The 18,995-nt window shown below is 64.3% G+C and carries 11 protein-coding genes and 1 pseudogene; 1 reads left to right on the top strand and 11 read right to left on the bottom strand.

The window, feature by feature from the left end; all coding sequences use genetic code 11:
* Positions 1-215 (top strand): annotated as a pseudogene (locus AC1DFR_RS22205) (hypothetical protein); the annotation flags it as partial.
* Between the two features lie 240 nt (positions 216-455).
* On the opposite strand, the gene AC1DFR_RS22200 reads toward AC1DFR_RS22205, so the two are convergent.
* The 11 genes from AC1DFR_RS22200 to AC1DFR_RS22150 form a co-directional block, all read right to left on the bottom strand.
* On the bottom strand, positions 456-758 hold the full coding sequence (locus AC1DFR_RS22200; RefSeq protein ID WP_476872397.1) for a hypothetical protein: 303 nt from the start codon (positions 756-758) through the stop codon (positions 456-458).
* Positions 759-804: 46 nt separating this feature from the next.
* Positions 805-1,458, bottom strand: a complete 654-nt coding sequence (locus AC1DFR_RS22195; RefSeq protein ID WP_476872396.1) for a hypothetical protein — start codon at positions 1,456-1,458, stop codon at positions 805-807.
* Positions 1,459-1,478: 20 nt separating this feature from the next.
* Complete coding sequence (locus tag AC1DFR_RS22190; protein ID WP_476872395.1) at positions 1,479-2,207, bottom strand: hypothetical protein; 729 nt, start codon at positions 2,205-2,207, stop codon at positions 1,479-1,481.
* A gap of 278 nt (positions 2,208-2,485) precedes the next feature.
* Entirely contained in the window at positions 2,486-6,607 is a 4,122-nt protein-coding gene (locus AC1DFR_RS22185; RefSeq protein ID WP_476872394.1) for an eCIS core domain-containing protein, read from the bottom strand.
* On the bottom strand, positions 6,607-6,993 hold the full coding sequence (locus tag AC1DFR_RS22180) for a hypothetical protein (protein ID WP_476872393.1): 387 nt from the start codon (positions 6,991-6,993) through the stop codon (positions 6,607-6,609). Before AC1DFR_RS22180 ends, AC1DFR_RS22185 begins: the two co-directional genes overlap by 1 nt.
* Position 6,994: 1 nt before the next feature.
* Positions 6,995-9,118, bottom strand: a complete 2,124-nt coding sequence (locus tag AC1DFR_RS22175) for an ATP-binding protein (protein ID WP_476872392.1) — start codon at positions 9,116-9,118, stop codon at positions 6,995-6,997.
* The gene (locus AC1DFR_RS22170; RefSeq protein WP_476872391.1) at positions 9,115-10,353 is read right to left on the bottom strand and encodes a Pvc16 family protein; all 1,239 of its coding nucleotides are present in this window, start codon (positions 10,351-10,353) and stop codon (positions 9,115-9,117) included. The genes AC1DFR_RS22175 and AC1DFR_RS22170 overlap by 4 nt, the downstream gene beginning before the upstream one ends.
* 1,074 nt (positions 10,354-11,427) lie before the next feature.
* A complete protein-coding gene (locus AC1DFR_RS22165) occupies positions 11,428-12,243 on the bottom strand; it encodes a hypothetical protein (protein ID WP_476872390.1) in 816 nt (271 codons plus the stop codon).
* 49 nt (positions 12,244-12,292) lie between these two features.
* Positions 12,293-12,820 carry a phage tail protein gene (locus tag AC1DFR_RS22160; RefSeq protein WP_476872389.1) on the bottom strand — a complete coding sequence of 176 codons (528 nt, stop codon included), beginning with the start codon at positions 12,818-12,820 and terminating at the stop codon, positions 12,293-12,295.
* Between the two features lie 12 nt (positions 12,821-12,832).
* Entirely contained in the window at positions 12,833-14,569 is a 1,737-nt protein-coding gene (locus AC1DFR_RS22155) for a phage tail sheath family protein (protein WP_476872388.1), read from the bottom strand.
* An 80-nt stretch (positions 14,570-14,649) separates the two neighbouring features.
* The gene (locus AC1DFR_RS22150) at positions 14,650-17,460 is read right to left on the bottom strand and encodes a glycosyltransferase (protein WP_476872387.1); all 2,811 of its coding nucleotides are present in this window, start codon (positions 17,458-17,460) and stop codon (positions 14,650-14,652) included.
* Between the last annotated feature and the right edge of the window lie 1,535 nt (positions 17,461-18,995).

Below are 18,995 nucleotides of genomic sequence, written 5' to 3'. Positions count from 1 at the left end.
GGACCTACGCTCGGGGCGGCGTATTCGCCGAAAACGCAGAGAGGACGGCCTATGACGTCCGCGCGATGCGTGGGCCGATCAGCGCCCAGCACTACCGGGATGCCGGAATCGAGGTGCCCGAAGTTTATGGCGACCCTGTGTGGCTACTAGGAAACCATCTTTCGCATGGCCTGTTCAGTTCAGGTCTAGCGGTTGGGAAGTTCCAATTGTTTTGAATCGGCAGTTCTTCCATCAGATTCTCGTGAAAGTTTGACGTTGTACGCGCCGGCCCTTTGACGCGCCGAAGTTCTGGCGAGTCAKCCCTGCGGAGCCAGATCATAGCCGAGTTCGGTCAAATGTTTGCCCAAGAGGTCATCTGTTCCTCCTTCCAGTGGACCCATCGTGTTTTCTCCGCCAAAGATTGAGGTGGTACGGAGACAGAACTCCTACGCGCTCCTCCCCCAAGACCAGCGCAGCTACGCCTCCGGTACCGGCACCCTGAGCAGCCTCCCAGGCTCTGCCGCGGCTTCCTCGGCCAATGCATGGGGGTCCATCGCGTTGTTCGCATCGCAAATGCGCCAGTACGCCTGCGAATCGCCCAATGTGCGGTGGCTGACGAGGTCGATCCGCTCCCCCTGCGCTACGGCCACCTCCGCCAGCAGCCGCATCTCCGCTCCCTGCGGAAGGAACCTGCGCCTCACGTACGACACGACGCGCCCGTCGGGCTGCTCGAGGGTCGCTATCTCGAGCAGGTAGTAGCGACTCATAAAGTCGAACACGCTTGCCTCCTTACTTAACGAGCTTGAGCCCGCCCGGCCGGGGCGGTCACGGCAGTCTCACGTTGCTTCCCGCAACCGCCGCCAGGTTGCTGGCCGTGCCCACCACGCTCATCGCCTCCTTTAGCACTTGGTGTGCGAGGAACATGTAATAGCCGGGATTTGTCATCGAAAGGTCGTTGTAGCTGAGGACCCGGAGCCCGAGGCTGACCTTTGCGCGAATCGGATTCAGCGCAGAATCGTGCGCCTCCTCAGTGATGCTGAATTCGTTGATTCGTACGGGCAGTATGCGTTTCGCACCCCAGATGAAGAGCGTCAGCGGTGCGGTCGGTGGGACGACTTCGATCATTCCTGCCGCCAGAAGGGCCGTGTTGGCAATGACGAGTGCGCTCTTCGGGTAGACGAGCATCTCGATGGCGGAGAGCTGCGGGTAGATGCCCATCGTGGCGGCGAGCAGATCGTTCTTCTCGAGCTGGTCCGTTGCATCGATCTCGATGCCGACCTTGATTGTCTCCTCAGGCGCCCCGGTGAGGCGCTGTGCCTCCGAGCGCGCACCCTCGCCGCCAGGCGCGCGGGGCTTGAGCGTTCGCGTCAGCGTGTCCGGGTTGTACTGGAACACGATCACGCTCGGGGCGGGTATGTTCGTGTCGATCCCGACGATCGCGCCCTTGAGGACGCGGGGTGAGTTTGGAAAAGTTGTCAAGGGCCTACTCCTCTGCTGATTCACGCACGGTGCCGTACCCGATTCCTACGCTGGGCCTCGTATTCTGCTTTGGCCGTTCGAAAGACCGGAGCGCCCCAACGCGCTGCAAATCCAAGCATGACCGGCTCCACCCACGAACCGGCAGTCTCGTCGCCCAGTACGTCCGAGACGGTAGCCCACGCTGTTGCCAGCGCCCCATACGCGCCGGCATAGTCTCCCTGCGCCTGTAGTGCCTCGGCTAGCTCGACCGACGCGGCAATATAGCTTAACGGCGCGACAGCTTCGAGAGCGGCGGTGCGGGCGCATCTTGCATAATCGGCTGCGGCCCGCAGTTTTTGGGCCGCGCGCGCCAGGCGCGCATGCATGATCCCAAGCTCGGCCGTCAGGTGTGGCGCCAATTGCTCGTTACTCAGCTCGGCCTCGAGCACGGCAACAGTCTGCGCCATCTCGTTGATCGCACCGGCCCGCCAGAGCAGGTCCGCCTGCTCGGTCCGGACGAAAGCGGCCACATCTCGCCCGGACGCAGCGTCCAGCAGCCAGAAAGCCTCGTCCATATCGGCATTTGCCTGCCGGATCGCCCCAGTGGCTGCAGACGACGCCGCACGGCGTCGTAACATTGCACAGAGCCACTCGGCCTTCAGACCCGCTTGGCGTGCCTCGCGCAACGCGTTTGTATATGCAGCAATGGCTGCCTCGTAGCGCTGCTGCGCGAATGCCGTTTCGCCTTGCTCGGTCAGAATTGAGACCAACAGGTGTAGATCTTGAGCGCCAGCTGCAGACGCACTGGAGAGCTGGTCACGCACTAGATCTGGCCGGCCGGCAGACCGCTGTAGGGTCTCGGCCATTTGAAGGCACCGCGCCTGATCATAACTGCGACCGGTTTGCCCATGGATCTCGGCAGCCTCCTCCAAGGCATGCGCCGCGTCGAGCCACCGACCTCGCTTCGTCAGCCCGTCCGCCGACCGCATTAGCGCATACGCCCGGTCATCCAGCCGTTCCCCTTCCTGTGCCGCTCGCCCCGGCATCATCACGTCTCCTTCACGTCGGTCACCTTGTAGCCTTGTTGTTCCAGGCTCTCTTGAGTCATCTTCAGCGCGTCAAGGCGCGCTTGGCGGTGATTCTGGGCCCAGGTTCGCAGTGACGACGCCAGACTTGCAGCCTCCGCCCGCTTTTGCTGTTCCTGACTCTCAAGAGTCTTCGCATTCCTATCTCCTTCGGTACGCAGCTTTCTGGCGTCGTCGAGGCGCGTCGTGTTCTCGTTTGTGAAGTCCTTGGTCGTCTCCTGTGCTTTCGTTAGGTTTTCCCCGGAGTCCTTGGCCCTCGTATCGGTTTGTGAGAGCGTGTTGGCATCGCCTTCAGTTTGTCTATTTCGATCCTCCTGGCCTGCTTTCTGGGAGTTGATCGTCTGGTCCACTGAATCCAGCTGCGCCAGAAACCGCTTCGAATCGGCGTTCATGTTCAGGATTCCGCGCTTGGCGTCGACCAAGACCTCTGGGCTATCGGGCAGCGAATGGGCCAGAGAGGTAAAGCGCTCGAAGCCCTTCATAGGAACGGTAATGGCTGCGAGTTTGCCGGCCTGAGCATAATAAGTTGACAGGGTATTGGAGACCTCGGTCTCTTTCTTTGTCTTGTTTTGGTTCGCCTCCGTGCGGCGGGCCACCGCCTGCTTATGTGCTTCCGTGGCGCTGATGGCTTCTGCGGTCCGTTCTCCCATTCTGGCCAATGGCTTCTCGTTGGCCTTGTGGGCGGCCTCTTGCTTGGCCATCGTTGCCGACGCGGCCTCGGCCTCGGCACGGGCGTCCAGTGTCTCCAGGATCTGGTTCTGGACATCGATGATCAACTGCGGCGTGGCTGGAGGAGCTGGATAATTCGGGTTGACATGCTCAGTGACCGGGCCGCTCTCGACACGGCCCAGCTCTGGCATCTCCTCGTTGAAAGCGAAGCCCGGCACCCCGCCGTCTACTCCTGCCTGCTCGCCCGCGTGGGCCGCAGGCGAGAGGTAGGAAAGAGAGCTGAGTCCCTCTGGACCCAATCGTGCAGGAGTAGCCTTCGCAGTGAAGGGTGGTGTAGTAGGCTGTCCGACCTGCAGGGTAGGAGCCGGCTCTGGCACGGAAATCGTTGCTGAAACAGGGGTAGACGGCGCTGCCGGAGTAACGAGACTCACCCCTGACGGATCAAGGACCTGAAGGAGGGCCTCGCGTGCGGAGATCTCCTTCGTTAGCTTCGGACTAGGGTCCTTGGCAGCTCGGCTTTTCAGATCCTTTAGGTCCGTGCGCAACTGAATTGCGATGTCCTTGTCGACGTTTCCGCTTGATTGTGATCCTTTTGCAATCTCCGTGGGTTGCCTTCGGGCATTCTTTTGCGACAGCGGATCGTTGTGAAATGGCGGACGTGTCTCTGCGTCCGGATCGAGAAATGTCGCAGCCTCGAGTGGACGGGTAGTGTCGCCACCGTGCCCTACTTCTTTATGGACTCGCTCTGGCAGGGCGGCGCCGACCTCGGCGAGATGTCCGAACTCGGGAAAGTCTGCAATCGTCAAGAAGTGGTGGAATTGGAAGTCACTTGGGAGCTTCCCAGCGCGTAGCACGTAGTTCTTCTGCTTCTCTGTCAGGTACCTCTCCGTAAGGCGCGTCAGGTTGTTGCCCTTGGATGGATCCTTCAACGCCTCCTGCAAGTCGAGCCCGAATCGTTTTCGGGCGATACTGCGCTGCGAAGCTTTCACCCGCGGGTCAACCTCTGGGCGACCAGGCAATTTTTCCCCTCGGCGCAGATACGGCTTTTGTTTTCCTGGCAAGTTCTGGTAGTCCGGCCCGACCAATCCGCCGGCTCTGGAGGTTTCTCTCAACCCCTTAACCGTCCGTGCGTGTTCAACCTTAATTAAGAGAGATCGCGTTTCTTCAACCGACACCCCGAGATGCTCAGCCAAGGCCTTGACATCCGAATCGGTCAGGTCGTTCTTCTGGGCTAATTCCTTCAGTTGCTTCCGAGTTAGTTGCCTCTCGGATTTCGCTTTTGCCTTGCCGGGCCCGATATCCATTGTGCCGCTAGGTTGCGCTTCTGCAAGTACAGGAGCACGCGGCTTGGCCGCCGCATCAGGTTCCACAGGAGCCGTGTTCGTTTCCTTCGTGGGAGCGACAGCTTCGACTGGCCCTGCCTTAGCTGCGGGTTCACCCCCTAACGCGGTTGTGCTGGGCTCCTTTGGTGCAGCTCCGGCCTCCTTCACCTCCGCCTTGACGGTCGGGCCCTCACCCGACGCGGCAGTCGGGTTCGGATGGTCGGGCACCGGAGTGGAGGGCTTCTTGGATGAAAGCTTCTTGGCGCCTTTTTCCGCCAGTCCACCACCGGCGATGCCGCCCACAAATCCGCCGACAAACCCTGTCGCGGCACCGGCCGCCTGGCCGATCGCTGCCCCTTGAGTCACCACGTCGCGAGGATCGGCCTCGGAGGTAAAGGCGTGCAGTGAGCGGAAAATTGTGATGAGTTGCTTTAGGACCAGGGCATTGATCGCGTCAAGCGCCAGCGTTGCCAAGCCGATGCCTGCCGAGATCGTCGACAGCGTGGCTGCCAGCGGGGACGCGATCCCGACGGTGAGTACGGTTATTATCCACATGGCGATCGAGATCGCCCCGATCACTCCAGCGATGACGTTCAATATCTGGGTGGCAACGTCGATAACGGTGCTGACGGATTCAATGCTATTGGCAAGCGTGTCATAGATTGAGGCACCCTTGCCAAACCGGCCGATGGCCTCTCCAGTGGCCTTCCAATCGCGTTTGCTGAGCTCGTACGCCGATAGGACGCCCCCAATAACCGCGCCAACCGCGGGCAGCGGCGTGAACTTGGCGACCTGTGTGCCCAGGCGGACCGCCGCCTTCGTGGCGAGCTTGACGGCGCCCTTTTCAATTAGCTTCTCGCCGAGTTTGATGCCCGCGCCCATGCCGGCGCCTTGAATCAGACCGGCGGCAAAGCCACTTCCCTCACCGGCCGCCTCACTGACGAACTTGGCCCGTTCTCCCGACCCGGCAGCCCCGACCTGCGCGTTTGCCGTGCCCCAGCGCTGGTGCTCGGCCAACTCTTTGTCGATGAGTGCCAGGTCGCCTGTAGCGACACCAGCAAATTCAGATGGCTGATCGACCGCAAGTTCTTCGCCTTCATGACCGATTGGTGCAGCCTGGGCCCCCGCTTTGCCTTCCGGACTGCTTTCTGTGGCGGCCTTTTGGCTGCTCTTCACCGTGCTCGTGGCCTGTTCCTCGACGGCGCCCTGGCTGGCTGTCCTGCCATCTTCCTCTGCGGCTTGGTCTGCCCTCTGTCGTTGCGGCAGGGACTCCCCCGCTAATCCAGCGTGCTTCGCCTGATCTGTTGCCGCCTGTGCGTCGCCGTCTTTGGGCGGCGGCTGAAGATTTGCCGATTCGTCCGCTGATGGGATTACCGGGTCGAACGGGATTACATCTGGTGTTACGGCCTGACGTTGAATTGCCGGTGCGGGGGCGTCCTGCGTGCTGGCTTGTTGCACCGAGTGCGCCAGTTCGTGGGCCATCAAGTGTTGGCCCTCAACGCTGCCTGGCCGGAAATACCCTGCGCCGAAATAGATGTCCTGGCCGTGGGTGAACGCCTGCGCGCCCAGCGAGGCCGCGGCCGCCGCGGAAGCCGGCCCGGCATGGACCCGCACTGAGCCGAAGTCGTGCCCGAGGCGGTCCTCGTAGAAGCTGCGCTGTTCGGCGGGCAACGGCCGCGCCTCGGCGCCCGCGCGTTTTATTTGGCGCTCTAACCCGGGGGTAGCTGCAGGGACACGGCTCTGAACCGCGGCCGCCTGGAAGCGTCCGGCGGGGTGCCGGGCGGGCATTAGCTCGCCGCGTGCCGTATCCGCGTTGACTGCCATCGCCCGATCCGCCGCAGCTTTGGCTTCGACCTCGTAGCAGTCATCGGGCCGGCCAACGACCGGGTGGTTCCGGGCCTCGGCACGGTGCACGTGCACGCGGCCAAACGCATGCCCCGCCGTGTCGCGCCCAGAGTCAGGCGGAACGGGCGGCGACCAGCCGCGCGAGCGTCCCGTCGCGGGCGTGAACTCGCGGCCGCCCCGCTGCTCAGGCCGCGTTTCGAGCGCCCGGACGGGACCCGCTGCGTTCTGCATCTGCGGCTCGGTACTCATCAGCGTTTTCCCTCAGACTGCGCGGTCGATGGCGTCGAGGCGGGCCCGGGGCCGCGAGCGTCGCCCTCGGGACCGCCTCCCAATCCCTGGTGAATGGCCTGCGCTATTTGTGACCCGATCGCCTGCGGGGGGGCGTCGTGTGGCACGTCGAACGCGCCTGCATCCAGGCGGTAGAGGACGGCATCTCCGCCGCCCGCTAAACGGTGTAGCCACGGAGCGGGCGCGTTGCCCCCGCGAAACAGGCGCGCCAGCTCGCGCTCCACCGTGGCGGCGATTTCGTAGCGGTCCGCGGCGGTGAAGCCGTGCAAAACCAGCTCGTCGATGTGCAGGTCCAGGCCCGGGGCTCCGGCGCGGGCTGCGGGCTTTTTTGGCGGAACTGCGGTCATCTCACACCCACCCCGCGATCTCAGCATCGGTCAGCGGCCGCTCCAGCTTGGCGTATTCCGCCCGCGCTGCGTGCAACAAATGCGCCATGGTGACCGGCCGCTCCTCGTCCGCGGCGAGGAACGCCGTGCCCATCGCAATGTTCCGGATATTGCCGCCAGCCACGTTCAGCCGCGCGAGTCTGTCCACATCCAACCCTTCGGTCGGTGTGGGCGAGGGGAAAATGCGCCGCCAGATTTCCGCGCGCTCCGCCATGTCGGGGAAGGGGAACTGCACCACGAAGCGGATGCGCCGTGCAAAGGCAGGGTCGAGCGCCTGCTTCATATTGGTCGTCAGGATCGCCAGCCCCCTGTAGCCTTCCATCCGCTGGAGCAAGTAACTGACCTCGATATTGGCGTAGCGGTCGTGGCTGTCCTTCACCTCGCTGCGCTTCCCGAACAGCGAGTCTGCCTCGTCGAACAGGAGCACCGCACCCGCCGTCTCTGCAGCGTCGAACACCCTCCGAAGGTTCTTTTCGGTCTCGCCGATGTACTTGCTCACCACCTGGCTCAGGTCGATGCGGTAGAGGTCAAGGTGCAACTCATTCGCCAGGATCTCGCCGGCCAGGGTCTTGCCCGTTCCGCTCGGACCGGCGAACAATGCGCTGATCCCGAGGCCCCGACTGCTCTTGGCCGCGAAACCCCACCGATCGTAAACCTGCACGCGCTGCCGGACATGGGTCACGATCTCCTGCAGGATCTGTTTCTGCGGCGCGGGCAGAACGAGGTCGTCCCACGTCGCATTGGTCTCGTTGCGCTGTGCCAAGTCGTCGAGCCGGGCGCGGGCTTGCCCCCTGCACGTGTCCCACAACAACTTGGCCGCGGCTTCGGAGCCGTGGTCCGCTTCGCGGGTGGCGAACGAATTCGCTGCTGCGGCCGCGCTGGCGATGGCGGCATAACCCATGTTGAACTGGTTCACCAGCCGGTCGATCTGCTCGTGCAGCTCACGCTCGACTGCCAAGCCGTGGTCGTTCGAAGTCCGTGCCTTCAGCTGCTCGGCCAGGGGCGCGAGGGACTGGCGCCAGAGGGCGGCCTGTTCGCTTCCAGTCGGCTTGCGGATGTCGAAGCGCGGGAGCGTGCGTCCTGGCAGACGTAAGGGCTCGCGCCCGGCCAGCAACAGTACGCCTTGGCTCCGGTCGACAAAGGCCGCGACCGCACCGGCCGTTCCGGCCCCGTCCGTGTCGTCGATCGTGACTAGGAGGCCGCACCCCGTCAGTGCGGCCTCGCGCTCCCAGATCCTCAGGAACTGCTCACGCTCGGCGGCATTGGCAGGGATATCGCGACCGCGCACAAGACGAAGGTTCAACCCCTGAAGCGCACATGCGGCGGCGGCCGCATCTACCAGGCCCGCGTCTTCCTCTCCGACCAGTTGCACCGTGGGCCACGGCCCGTCGCCGGACGCGGACCACAGCGCGTCGATCCGTTTGGCCGGCTCGCGGAGCCCGACGGGAAACTCGACCGTGACGCGATAGGGACGCGTAACGCCGAGAAGCCGCTCATCCGTGTAGCCCACGCCGGCCAGGTAGTGGAGAATGCGTTCGTCGATGCGCAACGGGGCCGTCACCAGCGCGTCGCCTGGTCCCAACTCGATCATCTTCCAATAGCGGAGTGGCGCGGCGGGCGTCAGTGCGCTCCAATGGGCGCCGGGCAGGACGGCAAGGGACAGGCTGAAGGTGACCCCCGGGCGCCCGCCCGCCTCGCGGCAGAGCGCGGCGAGGCCCGCGTCCAACTCGACGCCCGCGCACAGGAGCAGCAGGTCGGTCTCGAACTGCGAGAGCCTAAAGAGCGAGGCCAGGCGCTCCACAGCGGGCGGATCGGGCGATTCTTCGGCCAAGGTCGGTGCGAGCGCGCTGGTCTCACCCATGCTCGTGTCGAGTGAGTCCCCGTCGATCGAGCTCGTTGCGGGTGCACCCTCGAGCGCTCCCGATTCGTCGGTCTCGGCCGCTCTGCGTCGATCCGGGCTCGCTTCCGCCTCCGTCGCCGGGACCCGGCCGAGATGACGTTCCAGCGCGGCGCGCACGCGATCCAGCTCCGCCATCAAGTGGTCCTGGTTCTGCGCGGTCCAGTCGCTCTCAAAGGCCATGCTCATGGGATCCTCCCGACGGGCGCAACGGGCGCCCCGTTCTGATCCAGCGTCAACTGGCTGTCCGCACCGTCGATTCGCACACGGAACAGGTAGTCGCCTGCGGTCACGCCGCTGATGTTGAACGTGAGTTGCAAGGTATCCGCGGTTCTGTCCTCGGCCCTGAACGTGTAGGCGACGCCCTGGGCAGTCAGCATCTCGAGCAGGGCCGTCTGTCGTGGCAGCACGGCGGGCGAGACGTCGACCCGGAGCGTGGCCGACCTCGGCGTCAGGCCTGTGCCTTGAACATTCGAGATTGCGATGTCGTAGTTGTTGTTCGTCCGGGTGATGACGGGCTGGAGAACGAAGCTTCCCGGGTTCGATCCAAAGGCCATGTGCTCCACACCCGGCGCACCTATCGACACGCCGTGACGCACCTGGACGCCGTGCGGCCCTGCCGCAAGGGTGGCTGGCAGCGTGAGCGCAATGCGGTCCCCGCGCACCTCTGTTGTGGGAACTGCCGCGCCGTCGATCTCCACGCGCGTCACTGCCTCCCGCAGATTCAGACCCTCGATCACCACCGCAGCGCCTGGCGTGATCGGGCCAGTCTCGCCGGTTTGCGTCACCACGCCCCGGATGTACGGCCGGCGCAGCGGGACCGTGGCGAAAGCGAAGTCGCGAACGGGCAGCGCGGGCTGCGGAGTAACCCGGCGTTCCACGAGCACGACCGAAGCCCGGTAGGTTACCGACAGGGTGTACCTGACCTGGAGGAAGACTGACCACAGCCGCGAGAGTTCCTCCAGCGTCATGCCGAGCGGCGTAAACCTGACGAGATCGACCTGCTCCGCAAGATCCGAGTTTGTCAGGAATGCGTTGTTGGCCACGGCGGAATCGATCTCGGACCTGGGCAAGATCGGCTGCGAGTGGAGGAAAGCCACCGTGCTGCCCAGCAGCCGCTGCGCCTCGAGTGTCTCCTCGGCGCCATAGAAGCTCAGCAGGTAGTGCAGGTCGAGCGCCGCCACGGGCCGCTGCGCCAGTTGGCCGTCCTGCCGGCGGCTGGGAAGGTCCTCGTTGCGCCATTGTGGATTCGGATTTACCTGGTACAGGAAAATGTTGGTGCCATGGTCGGGTGTTGCGGCGCCCTGCCCTTCGCCCGGGCGGACGGCCGTAACCGTTGCGCCCGAGACGTCGGCCTGGAGCGCGGTCTGCAGCACGCGCCGCAGCGTGGCGGTGACGGTCGCCACGGCACTAAAATTGCTCATGAGCCCCCCTCGCGCTGCCTGAGGTAATCGTCCAACGTCGTTGAGGGACCGGGCAACGGTCGCGACACCGGCGCGGACGTAGCGGGGGGAGCCGGATAGACCGCCCGCACTTCAACGCGCCCGATGGTGACCTGTACCCTCGGTACGTCGGGCGCAGGGGATCCCTCGGCCCTTGCCGCCGCGCGAGAAATTCCGCGCGGCCGGGTGTCCCCTTTCGGACGCTCCCCAGCCCCCGTCCCATCTGCGCTGGCTTCGAAGCGCGGACGGATTCCCGGGCTTGCTGCCAACTGGTCGATCCCGCGCGGTCCAGTATCCGGGCGCAAGGTGCCGTCGTGGCGGGGATCGAGGCGCGGGGCGATATTCGTGCCCTGGGTGCCCCCGATCGCATTGGGGTCACCGCCCTTGGCTCCGGCGACCCCGGCATGGTCCGTCCGTGCCCGTCCTTCTCGCGGGCCTGTAGCCTCGCCTTCATGCGCTAGCCTGGCGAGCACCCGTTTTGCGGCTCGATCTGTCACTCGCTCCGTGAAGGCGCCCTCAGAGCCAGACGATCGGCGCGGTTCATCGACTCCCTGCCCAACCTGCGTGCGCTCGGGCACTGTTGACCCTCGATCGCCTTTGTTCTCCGGCGTTCGGGATTCGCCCTCGGATGTGTCGCGGCTCTTGCCCCATTCTGGACCGGTCAGCTTATGGGCTCGCGAAACGGTCGGCCTGTCGGCCAACGGGGCGTCAGCTGCCACTTGGCCCTGCTCGGCGCCCGCGTCCGAGTGTACGCGGCCGCGGCTTTCACGCTGCGCCTCCGAGTCCCACCCCGCTTCGGCCTCGAGCGAAGGCGCCGCGGCGCTTGCTTCGTCCGCCGGTGAGCGTTCGTAGCGCGTCGGCAACCGCGGCCGGACGCCGCTTGTGCCAGCACCGGCTCCGACTTCGTCCGGTCGCCCGCGGGGCGGGCTTGCCCCCGGACCGCTGCCGTCGCTTCGCGTCGCACCGGACAGTTCGCGCGCACTGGGCTCCCCCGCAGCGGGTGCTCTAACGGTTCTCTCGACCAGTCGCCCAAGAAAGCTGCTCATTGGCACACACTCACTCGCTGATCAGGTCCAGGTAGTGCCGCCGCCGCGACGCGCTGAGGGCCAGGATGTCTCGTTCGCTCCAGCCATAGGCGGCCGCAAGGACGTGAACCTCCCTTAACACCCCGGCGGCCCACGCATCGATCTCTCGCCAAAAAAAGCCCACGATGTCGAACTGCGACTGCCAGCGCATGCCACACGTCGGACAGTTCAGCGCCAGCTCGATCTCCGCCTGCGGATCGCACTCGGCCGCCGTTCGCCCCAGCGCTGCTTCCAGGGCTTCCCACGCCTGTCCCGCCGCATCGAGTGCCCCCGACCCTTGCCCGGCGTCCGGCCCAGCGGTAGCGCCTTCCCCGAGCCGTTCGGCGCCGACCACGCATCGCCTCAACAACCAGTGCCCAGCTGCATCGTGTCCGTTTCGTCCAAGTTCTGCAAGGTCGCCGGCCGTGGGCAGCCGGTACCGGATCTTGTACCCCTCTGCCTCGAGCACGAAGACCCGTTCTTTGCTTCGCTCGTCAGGCACGGGCAAAACGTCCGCTCCATCCAAGCCTGACTGAACGATGCTCGAGACGGGAAAATCCATCTCCAGCGACTCGCCGCATTGCGGGCAGTCGACCAACGCCGAGAGGCTGGGCCCAAAGAGACGCTCGCGCAGGGCGAGCAGGGCCGCGTCGCGCTGGCCCACCGCCCAGCAGGCCAGCGTTTCACGTGTCGCGGGTGACTCCGCCACCTCCAGCAGATGCAGGCCCCGCTCGCCGGGGGATGCGTGTCGTCCTAGCTCCCAGGCGTCAAGCAGCGCGGCCGCAGACACGCTCTTAGGCGTCCTCATACCCCCACCTCACCTTCAGACAACACATTCCCGGACGGTCAAACTTGACTCATCCCGCAGGCTCGATGAACGTCGGCTCGCTCGGCTCTACGACCTCGTAATCGCGTTCCCAGCCCTCGGACTCCAGCTTGATGTTCTGAATCAGGACGGCATTTGCGTTCGCGTCGAGGTCGGCTTCGGCCTGGAACTCTGACACCCAGCATCTGTAGACCTTGTATGCCAGCGCCAGCTGCCCGGCCTCGTTGTACACCTCGATGATGACGTCTTTGCGGAAATCCTTGAGCGAAACCTCAGCGCCCAGCCCGTTGCCGAAGTTCCATACCTTGTTTGCCCACCGCTCGAACTCCACGTCGTGCGTTACGCCGCGTTCAAGCGTGATCGCCTCGTACTCGGTCCGGCCGGGCGACTTGCGGCTGCTCGACGGGTCTCCACCCTCGCGGTGGCGCACCACTTCTGTGGTGCGCTTGAGCGCGCTGACCTTGCTCACCCCTGCCACGAAGCGGCCGTCCCACTTCACGCGGAACTTGAAGTTCTTGTACGGATCAAAGCGCGTCGGATTGACCGAAAACTGAGCCATGCGTCATGCCTCCTAAACCTGTACCTGGCCAGCCATCTGCTGGAGCTGGATGATCACGAACTCCGCGGGCTTGAGCGGCGCGAAGCCGACGATGATGTTGACGATGCCCAGGTTCACGTCCGCCTGCGTAGTCGTCTCGCTGTCGCACTTCACCAGGTACGCCGCGCGCGGTGTCGTCCCCGCAAACGCGCCCTGCCGGAACAGCCCCTGCATGAATGAGCCGACATTCAACCGGATCTGCGCCCACAGCGGCTCGTCGTTGGGCTCGAAGACCACCCATTTCAGGCCCTGGTACAAGCTTTCCTCGATGAACAGCGCAGTCCGCCGCACCGGCACATACTTCCACTCGCTTCCCTGCTGGTCCGAGCCCTCCAACGTCCGCGCGCCCCACACCACGTTCCCGTAGATCGGGAAGCTGCGCAGCACGTTCACGCCGATCGGGTTCAGGCTGCCCGTCTCCAGATCCGTGAGCTTGACAGGCAGCGACGCGTTGCGCAGGCCCGCATCAATCCCCGCAGGCGCTTTCCACACGCCGCGCTCCGCGTCGGTACGCGCGTAGATCCCCGCGATCGTCCCGCTTGGGCCGACCGAGCGCAGCTCGTTCCCCCGCAAAGGATCAGGGACCTGCAGCCGAGGGAAGTAGACCGCCCCGTAGTTTGTCTGCGGCTTTTCGCTCCCACTGGCCCATGTCACCATCTGGGAGAGCGCCTTGGCGCTTTCCGGAATGTCCACCAACAGAAAGGCCCGCTTGTCCTCGCACAGGGCGGCGGCGGCGGCCCACACGGTCTGCATGCTGGTCTTGTTCAGGTTGGCAGCCGCCGGTATACAGAGCAGGTTGAACACATTTGGCGCAATCCGTTCCAACTCGTAGATCCCCCGATTGAGTGCCTCGGATCCAGGGGCACTGTTCAGGCCAAGCAGCGCCGCTGCGCCCGACGAATCCCGCCACTTATCCTCGTCTGGCATCGTCCCGTTTTTGCCTTTGTTAGATTTAACTTCGCCCCACGCGGCCTGCGCCGGATGGACTTCATCCCCCTCCTGGTATCCGCCCTGGCCCAGGCTGAGCCAGTACGCCCGGCCCGGGTCGCCCACGATGTCGCTGCCGGTCGGGCTGGGCAGAGCGCCACCACCGGTGTACGTTACTTCGACAAGACGGGAGTCCCTGTTAACCACTGTCTCGACAAAGCGCGAGCTCGTCGCATCTTTGTTCAGGTTGCGGAATGTCTCCGAACCCACGACCACGCGCTTGCCGCCGACCAGTGCAACCTCGCGCACGACCATGTTGAATGCGGTTGGCGAGCCCTTAGTGAGCGGCACGCCCTTATAATCGATAGCCACCTGCAGGTTGTTGGCCCAGTCGCCTTCGCTGCTCGCCGTCAGCGTGAGGATGTCGCGGCCTGTACCCCCACCCGACGCGCCGACGCCTGACATGCCGGAATAGACCTGCGCGCCCGACAGGACGCGCTCGGCGGGTTCGGCATTCGCCGCGGCCACCCGGACGATCCAGGCAACCCGGCCGCCGTTCAGATAATACTGCTGGATGGCGTAGCTGGCTTCGCTGTTCAGGTCGAGGCCGCCGAATTCGCGCTCGAAGTCCGACCAGCTCGTAATTCTGACTGCCTGGTCAATCGGACCGCGAGGGAAGTAGTCGACAAACGCAGTGTCGGATGTACTGGCCCCGGCAATTGGCCGTACGCCGCTCGGGATCTCCTGAACATAGACCCCTGGATACAGATATGGTCCGGGCATGGACCCCTCCTAAGGAAGTAAACATCAAAATCGTCGTTGAATCGTCCCGTTGCGCCAGGCACCGCCGTGCACATGACTTCTCATGCCATCACCGTTCGCCAGAGGGCCAGGTGATGCGCTGCGATCTGTTGCCAGCTGAGCTCAGCACAGTAAGCCTGCGCGGCGCCGGCAAGCTCCGCTCGCCGCGCCGGGCTATCGAGAACCTCTTGCAGGCCCGCGGGCAGGATTTTCGGCCGGTATACCGGATCAACGGTCGCGGTGAAGAGCGTTGAGCGCAGGTCCCTGCCACCCGTCCGTCCGACGCGCGAGCCTGGTTCGCACGCGTCGGTCGAGCCGTGCGCACGGGCCGGGGCGCTTCGATCGATCGCCACAACGGGCAGGCCGCTGGCAAGTGCGATGCTCTCCAGTTGGCCCGTCGCGCCGGCATCACGGATGCACAGGACGACATCGGCTCTCGAATTGAGCCACGCGACCAGCGCTTCGCCGTCGTCCGCCAAGGCGGACGACGGCAGGGGCACCGCGAGCCATGACGCGTTCAGGCTATTTGCCAGTTCGCTCATCTCAGTGTGCACATCAGCGCTGGCTTGAGGGGCGATGACGGCGATTACCCGCCCGCCACGGCTGCGATCCGACGGCCGCCACCTGGGGCACCCGGGGGGAAGGATCTCGACCCGCTTGAATGGCCAGAGCCCGCTCAGCCCCAACGCCGTTTCTGCGTCGAGCGCAACCAGCACGTCGGCCAATTGTTCCCATGCGTGCGCCCGGCCGTCTGTGCTCCGGCCGTGTTCGGTGATGATGACGGCCATGCCGTTCTGCCTGGCCGCCTGGACCTGCTGCGTCAGCGCCTCGTCGGCGACCGATCCCGGCGATACGTGTACATGGAGGATCGGGCTGCGCCAAGCTGACCCACTCGCGAGGGACGCTGCCGCCATGGGAGGACTCGCGTAGAACCGCGCCTGAGAGACGTTTCGCGCGACATTCTGAGCATAGTGTTCCACGGCTCGGCCGTAGGAGTCCTCCAGCCGGACGGCGGAGGCGCCGTCCTCTACCTCACCCCCGACAGCCGCCCAGAGGGCGTAAGTCCTCCGCAGGGGACTAGGCGTTCGCGCATGGCGCTCGATGGCGGCCAGCGTGGCTGGCCCCATCTCCCAGACGTTGCGGTTGGCGTGCGCCCATGCCGACGCGCGGCGGCCCATTTCTCGGGCCTCTGCCCGGTGGTGCGCGACCCAGCGCAACTGCCGCGCGGCATCCTCGACGTCGGGCAGGGCGCGCACACCGGCCGGGCCGAATGCGGGGGAATCCACCTGCTCCCAACTGGCCACCTTCACCGGCAGCACGAGCATGCGCTCGTCCCGTTCCACGGCTCCTTGATTGTTTACCGAGCCAGCCGCCCGCACTGCGACGACGTCGGCCTGCGCCTCGGCGTCCAAGGCCACCACGGGCAGCCCGGTAGCCATCCCCTCGATGACCGGTAGCCCGAACCCCTCATTCCCAAGCGCCAGCAGGATATCGGCCTGGCGATACCAGTGGAGGATGCCCCGCGTCGTCTCATTGCAGTCGACCACCTGGATGCGGGGATCCTCGGCCGCGAAGCGCTCGATCTGGAAGCGTGCCTTCAGGATGAGGCGAGCATCCGGATCATCCGCGAATGCCATCTGCCACGCCGCAACGGCCTGCTGGTAGTTCTTGCGGGGGGCCAGCACGCCGACGATCAAAGTGGTCACGCCTTTTCGCTCTGGCCGGTCCACGTATGGATACACATCGGGATCGATGCCCTCGTAAGCCACCTCGACAGGTACGCGCACGCCGGAATCCCGGAAAACCCGAGCGGCGAAATCTGACGGGACGATCACTGCGCGCGCCTTGTTCAGCCGGCTGGGCCAGTCCCTGGGTAACTGGCTCGTCTCCCATACCGTCTTGATGAACAAGTCCTGCGCTGATCCGAAGCGGGCCAGGTCCTCGCCCCACCAGGCATGCGCCAGCACCACTCCCTGGGGGTCTGGCCGAGACCGCTTGAGCAACTCCTGAAACTCAGGCGAGGCAGCGGCAGCATCGATGTGGAATGGGGCCACGTGTACCTCCGCCCCTGCGCGCTCCATGCCCAGGGCCAGGTACTCGGCCATGCTCCCGTAGCCGTCGTAGACCATAAAAGTGGCAGCCAGAGTAATGGGCACCACTTCCGTGTGCCGCATGCCCCGGGCCGACCGGCTGGCAGCCCGCCGGGCAGAGGGTCGCTTACCCTCTGCAGCGGAGTAGAAAGAAAGGTCCGGCCCAAGGACCCGCTCCAGTTCAGCGAAGTCGCGCGGCTCCCAGCACGGATTGGCAGGATTCACAGAGCCGGTGTTGCTTCCATGTAGGATGACGGCTGCGAACTGCGGGTCCTCTTGGACGATAAACCCGTCGCCCCGCGTGAGGTGGACGAACTGGGAACCACCGGGCCGCTCGGCGTCAGGGAAGCGGTGCGCTTCCCAGTAATCGCGGCGATAGACCAGGGTGCCCGGTTGAAGTGATGAAGACCTGCCCTCGGAGCAGTGCTGCCAGAGCCGCCCGGTGAGGGGCTGGTAGTGCAGCATCCCCGCGAGGCCGGTGGCCCGCGCTCCATATTCCTTCAGATAACGAAGCTGCGCCGTCAGGCGGTTGGGGCTATACCAAGCATCGTCGTCCCAATGAACAATGAACTCACCCTCAGCAACCTCGCAGCCGAGGGTGAATTTGCTGCCCGCTGCGGCCGGCCCATTCCGAATGTATCGGATGCGTGAATCGCAGGGGATTAAGTCCTCGACGGTGTCTACACCGTCATCAACAACGATCAGCTCTCTTGATGGGTAGTCCTGCCGGAGAAAGTACCAGATAGCCTGGCTCACGAAGCGGCGCCGGTCGCGTGTCGGCATGATGCAACTCAAGGTAGGCTGAGCGGACATCTTTGTGCGCCTTCGGTTTAGTCGATGAATGCTGCTGGTTTAGCGGGCGTAATGAGAATTACTCAGAAGAAATCTTGCGTTTATCGCCTTGCTAATAAACGCCGTGATGTGCGTGCGGCTAAGCGCGCAGGCTTCCGTGCGAATTTATGAGTAATCGTGCGATCTGGGTCTCCCGTCTAGTCAAGCCAGCTTCTCAGAATGTCGTGTGCCTCTTTTAGGAGATGAGTTGCCGCACCTCCCGCTAGGGCGAAAGCGGCGCCTTGGCCTTGTTCACCACCAAACGTCCAGAGCCACCATCCGATCGCTAGAACAGAGGCAGTTGTGACGAGCACTAAGGCTGGCGCGCCGTATTTCTGCAACGCTGGTGCCGAAAGCTTGGGAACGGGATCGTTTGGTGGAATCGGACTACCTCCTCGACCTAAACAATGATTATCCGCATCATAGGAAGCGATGCGTTACTGGCGCGTTATCGGATCAAGTAGGCCCGATGCGACTCTCTGGAACATGAAACTGCACGCTTTGGGACAGATGACACAGCTTGTTGTAACTCCCACGGAGGTTGTGAACGCGCTGGGTGGGTGAGTGGCCTTTGATGCCGCCGTGGGGTCGAGTGATTGTAGTCGCCTCCGATGCCAACGTCGTCGTCGTTTTGAACAAGATCATCCGGCACTAACACGCCCGCGTCATCCGCGATGACGGCTGAGATCACCCGCGGCCCAACAGTCGGGTCCGTCCCCTCACGATAAGGCCGTTCACCTGTGACAGATGCTCAAGAACAGCCAGCAGACACCGGGCCAGCCGACCCAAGGGCAGGATCTGCAGCCATGCGCAGCCACGGCCCCTTGCCCTGGCTGCGGCACGGACTGCATGCGCCACGGACGGTCCCCGATTTCGGCAACAAACCCAAGGTCGACACCCTGCCCTACCGGTCACCGCCACGCTTTTGCTGCTCTTCGCCCAGCCCATCGTGAACATCGCTGTCGTAAAAAGCACCGACGTGAGCATCCCGCCAAGCGGCCACCGTAGCTGCCTGAGCGAAGGAGACCCCGCGCCTGTCCCGGAGCCCTTCGCAATGCTGCTCAAACAACACCGCCCAGAGCCGGACGCGCTTCGGGAGCATTTCCCACGTGTGGCGTGCACCCCATGTCGCGAGCCTATTGCCCGGCCCCTGTGGATCATCACGGAAAATTTGATGGAGTCGTCGGCGACCAAAGTTTACGTTCCCGAAGACAATGGATACGATCCCGTCGCGGTCTCTAGCATAACGCGCGGCTTCAACGACAATTTCGCTTGAGGTCACCGGGAAAAAATGCTACGAAGGTTGGGCGTGAGTAGCTATTGGTTAGGCCCTGCGCATCGCGGACCGGGCGCACGTACTCAGGGCGGCCATGCTCGGGCTGGACGACGTAGAACCTAAGTCATCGGCCGTGCCTTCAACCCGAAAGTCATTCATGTCGGTCAACCGCAAAGTGTCGGCAGAGGAACTCGCGGAGCAACCGGCTCTG

Source organism: Arthrobacter sp. 05T410 (assembly GCF_056396505.1).
Note: the sequence above shows the minus strand (reverse complement) of the source record. Positions and strands in the feature narration are given on the sequence as shown.

What these genes read in the sequence shown, in the direction of transcription:
- AC1DFR_RS22150 (WP_476872387.1), bottom strand. Translation starts at nt 17,460, where the DNA reads ATGCCGACACGCGACCGGCGCCGCTTCGTGAGCCAGGCTATCTGGTAC.
- AC1DFR_RS22165 (WP_476872390.1), bottom strand. Translation starts at nt 12,243, where the DNA reads ATGAGGACGCCTAAGAGCGTGTCTGCGGCCGCGCTGCTTGACGCCTGG.
- AC1DFR_RS22175 (WP_476872392.1), bottom strand. Translation starts at nt 9,118, where the DNA reads ATGAGCATGGCCTTTGAGAGCGACTGGACCGCGCAGAACCAGGACCAC.
- AC1DFR_RS22170 (WP_476872391.1), bottom strand. Translation starts at nt 10,353, where the DNA reads ATGAGCAATTTTAGTGCCGTGGCGACCGTCACCGCCACGCTGCGGCGC.
- AC1DFR_RS22160 (WP_476872389.1), bottom strand. Translation starts at nt 12,820, where the DNA reads ATGGCTCAGTTTTCGGTCAATCCGACGCGCTTTGATCCGTACAAGAAC.
- AC1DFR_RS22155 (WP_476872388.1), bottom strand. Translation starts at nt 14,569, where the DNA reads ATGCCCGGACCATATCTGTATCCAGGGGTCTATGTTCAGGAGATCCCG.
- AC1DFR_RS22180 (WP_476872393.1), bottom strand. Translation starts at nt 6,993, where the DNA reads ATGACCGCAGTTCCGCCAAAAAAGCCCGCAGCCCGCGCCGGAGCCCCG.
- AC1DFR_RS22185 (WP_476872394.1), bottom strand. Translation starts at nt 6,607, where the DNA reads ATGAGTACCGAGCCGCAGATGCAGAACGCAGCGGGTCCCGTCCGGGCG.